This window comes from Roseovarius halophilus (ex Wu et al. 2025) (assembly GCF_047086965.1).
Genome location: NZ_JBKOTX010000340.1, coordinates 1 through 3,706 on the forward strand (window position 1 = coordinate 1; position 3,706 = coordinate 3,706).

Here is a 3,706-nt window from a genome sequence, read left to right on the forward strand (position 1 = left end):
GCCCGCGTCGCGCGCCAGGCCGCGCTGCACCGCTCGAAGGTGGCCGAGCGCCGCGTCGGCGTTGTGCTCTTCGGCTTTCCGCCCAACGCCGGCGCGGCAGGGACGGCGGCCTATCTGGATGTCTTCGCCTCGCTCTACAACACGCTGCACGCCATGGCCGCGCGCGGCTACGACCTGACCCCGCCGGAAAGCGTCGAGGCGCTGCGGGCCGCCGTGCTGCAGGGCAGCGCCCAGCAGTACGGGCAGGAGGCCAATGTCGCCGCCCATGTCCCGGCCGAGGAGATGGTCGCAAACACGCCCTGGCTGGACGAGATCGAGGCGCAGTGGGGCGCCGCCCCGGGCCGCGTGCAATCCGACGGGCGCGGCGTCTTCGTGCTGGGCGCACAGTTCGGAAAGGTATTCGTGGGGCTGCAACCCGCCTTTGGCTACGAGGGCGACCCGATGCGGCTTCTGTTCGAGCGCGGCTTTGCCCCGACCCATGCCTTCGCACAGTTCTACCTGTGGCTGAAAAACGCTTTCCGGGCCGATGTGCTGCTACATTTCGGCATGCACGGCGCACTGGAATTCATGCCCGGCAAACAGACCGGGCCGGGCGCGGCCTGCTGGCCAGACCGCCTGATCGGCGACATGCCGAATGTCTATCTCTATGCCTCCAACAACCCCTCCGAGGCGACGCTGGCCAAGCGCCGCTCGGGCGCGGTGACGGTCAGCCATCTGACCCCGCCGCTGGCAAGCTCGGGGCTTTACAAGGCGCTGGGCGAGCTCAAGGACAGCCTGACCCGCTGGCGCGAGATGACCCCCGACGCGCCCGAGCGCGCGGACCTGGAGGCGCTGATCGCCGAACAGGCGGAAACGGTGGACATGGGCGGCGAGGCGCCCGAGGCGCTCTGGCTGCGGCTGCTGGAAACCGAGGATGCGCTGATCCCCGAAGGCCTGCACGTGCTGGGCCGGACGATGCGCGATGACGCCCGTGCCGACTACCTGGACCTGATGACCGGCGCGGATGCCGAGACGCGCGCCCGCGTCGATGCGCATCTGCAACGCGACAGCGAGATCCCGGCCCTGCTGCACGCGATGGAGGGGCGCTATACCCCGCCGGTGCCCGGCGGCGACCTGATCCGGTCGCCCGAGGTCCTGCCCACGGGGCGCAACATCCATGCCTTCGATCCCTTCCGCATGCCCACCGCCTTTGCCTGCCGCGAGGGCGCGAAACAGGCCGACCTGCTGCTGCGGACCCATGCCAGCCTGCCGCGCAGCGTGGCGCTGGTGCTCTGGGGGTCGGACAACATCAAGTCCGATGGCGCGCCCATGGCGCAGGCCCTCGCGCTGATCGGGGCGCAGCCGCGCTTCGACAGTTTCGGGCGGCTGTCCGGGGCCGACCTGATCCCGCTGGAAACGCTGGGCCGGCCGCGCATCGACGTGATCATGACGCTGTCCGGCATCTTCCGCGACCTGCTTCCCTTGCAGACCCGGCTGCTGGCCGAGGCCGCGCACAAGGCCGCCCACGCGGATGAACCGCCCGAACAGAATTTCATCCGCGCCAACGCCCTGGCCTATGCCGAGAAGATCGGCTGCGACCTAGACACCGCGGCCCTGCGCGTCTTTTCCAATGCCGAAGGGGCCTACGGCTCCAACGTCAACCAGCTGGTCGACAGTTCGGCCTTCGGCGACGAGGACGAGCTGGCCGATGCCTACGAGGCACGCAAGAGCTTTGCCTACGGTGTCGACGGCAAACCCGCGCAACAGACCGCGCTGCTGCAACAGGCCCTGGGCAATGTCGACGTGGCCTACCAGAACCTGGAATCGGTGGAACTGGGCGTGACCACGGTGGACCACTACTTCGACACGCTGGGCGGGATTTCCCGCGCGGTGAAGCGCGCCCGTCAGGGCCAGGAGGCCGCGGTCTACATCTCGGACACCACGCGCGGGGCGGGCAAGGTGCGCAGCCTGGCCGACCAGGTGGCGCTCGAGACGCGCTCGCGCTCGTTGAACCCGAAGTTCCACGAGGCCCTGCTGAGCCACGGCGCCGAGGGCGTGCGGCAGATCGAGAGCAGCCTGACCAACACCCTGGGCTGGTCGGCGACGACCGGCCAGGTGGACCCCTGGGTCTATCAGCGCATGTCCGAGACCTTCGTTCTGGACGAGGCGATGCGCCAGCGGATGAGCGACCTCAACCCGGTGGCCTCCTCGCGCATGGCAAACCGCCTGCTCGAGGCCCACGACCGCGCCTACTGGGCGCCCGACGACACCACCTTGGCCGCGCTGCGCGATGCCGCAGACGCGCTGGAAGACCGCCTCGAGGGAGTGGCGGCAGAATGAGGGCCCCGCGCGCATATGGCCGACCGCCCGGCAGTGGGGGCCAGCCCCCACACCCCCGGGATATTTACGGCCAGAAGAAACACCGGGCGCCTGTGCCCGGCGATTGGAGGAAACCATGAGTCCACTGGACACCAAACAGCCACCCTCGGCACGGGCGAACATGCGCGAGGCCGCCGGCCTGGAGGCCCGCCGGCAGGTCGAGACCCCGCCGGTCCTCAAGGGCCAGGACGGCGAAGGATCGGTGCAGGTCCACCAGGACCCCTCGGCGCAGATCGAGGGGGCCAAGGTCTTCGCCGTCTACGGCAAGGGCGGGATCGGCAAGTCCTCGACCTCGTCGAACCTGTCGGCGGCTTTTTCGCAGATGGGGCGGCGGGTGCTGCAGATCGGCTGCGACCCCAAGCATGACAGCACCTTCACCCTGACCGGCCAGTTGCAGCCCACGGTGATCGACATCCTCAAGGACGTGGATTTCCACGCCGAGGAACTGCGCCCCGAGGATTTCGTCACCGAGGGCTTCGGCGGCGTCCAGTGCGTCGAGGCGGGTGGCCCGCCCGCTGGCACCGGCTGTGGCGGCTATGTCGTGGGCCAGACGGTCAAGCTTCTCAAGCAGCATCACATGCTCGAGGATACCGACATCGTGATCTTCGATGTCCTGGGCGACGTGGTCTGCGGCGGTTTTGCCGCGCCCTTGCAGCACGCGGACCAGTCGATGATCGTCACCGCGAACGATTTCGACAGCATCTACGCGATGAACCGCATCATCGCCGCGGTGCAGGCCAAGTCGAAGAACTACAAGGTGCGGCTTGCGGGGTGCATGGCCAACCGCTCGAAGGATACCGACGAGATCGACCGCTACTGCGACAAGATCGGGTTCAAGCGGATCGGCCACATGCCCGACGTGGATGCGCTGCGCCGGTCGCGGCTCAAGAAGAAGACCTTGTTCGACATGCCCGACGACGAGGACATCGTCGCGTGCCGCAAGGAATACGTCCGCCTGGCCGAGACGCTGTGGAACGGCACCGAGCCGATGGCGCCCGCGCCCATGGAGGATCGCGACATCTTCGAATTGCTGGGGTTCGACTGATGCCCGACGGCGGGTCCGCAGATAGGCTCGTCCCGGGGCTGACCGGGGACCTCGCCGCCGCCGGCGGCGCGGGCGACTGGACGCGCACGCGCGACCGGGTCGAGACCTATTTCGACCGCACGGCCACCCGCACCTGGGACCGGCTGACCAGCGACGCGCCCGTTTCGCGCATCCGCGAGACGGTGCGGCGCGGGCGTGACGCCATGCGCGCGCAGATGCGCCCGCGATCTCGTCGTTGCCTTCGCCGCCGCCGACGCTGTCATTGCCGGCCCCGGCATCCACGGTGTCCTGCCCGGCGCCGCC

2 protein-coding genes and 1 pseudogene are annotated in these 3,706 nt (G+C 69.1%); all 3 read left to right on the forward strand.

Annotated elements, in window-relative coordinates; all coding sequences use genetic code 11:
• The coding region (locus tag ACH107_RS30950; protein WP_412509515.1) for a cobaltochelatase subunit CobN at positions 1–2,319 on the forward strand (2,319 nt) is incomplete at its 5' end.
• A gap of 160 nt (positions 2,320–2,479) precedes the next feature.
• The gene (gene bchL, locus ACH107_RS30955; protein WP_310689964.1) at positions 2,480–3,403 is read left to right on the forward strand and encodes a ferredoxin:protochlorophyllide reductase (ATP-dependent) iron-sulfur ATP-binding protein; all 924 of its coding nucleotides are present in this window, start codon (positions 2,480–2,482) and stop codon (positions 3,401–3,403) included.
• Positions 3,403–3,706: pseudogene (locus tag ACH107_RS30960) on the forward strand (hypothetical protein); the annotation flags it as partial. The gene bchL and the pseudogene ACH107_RS30960, both read left to right, overlap by 1 nt.

Bases quoted from the DNA above. Each gene is read 5' to 3' on its own strand.
- bchL (WP_310689964.1), top strand. From the start codon at position 2,480: ATGCGCGAGGCCGCCGGCCTGGAGGCCCGCCGGCAGGTCGAGACCCCG.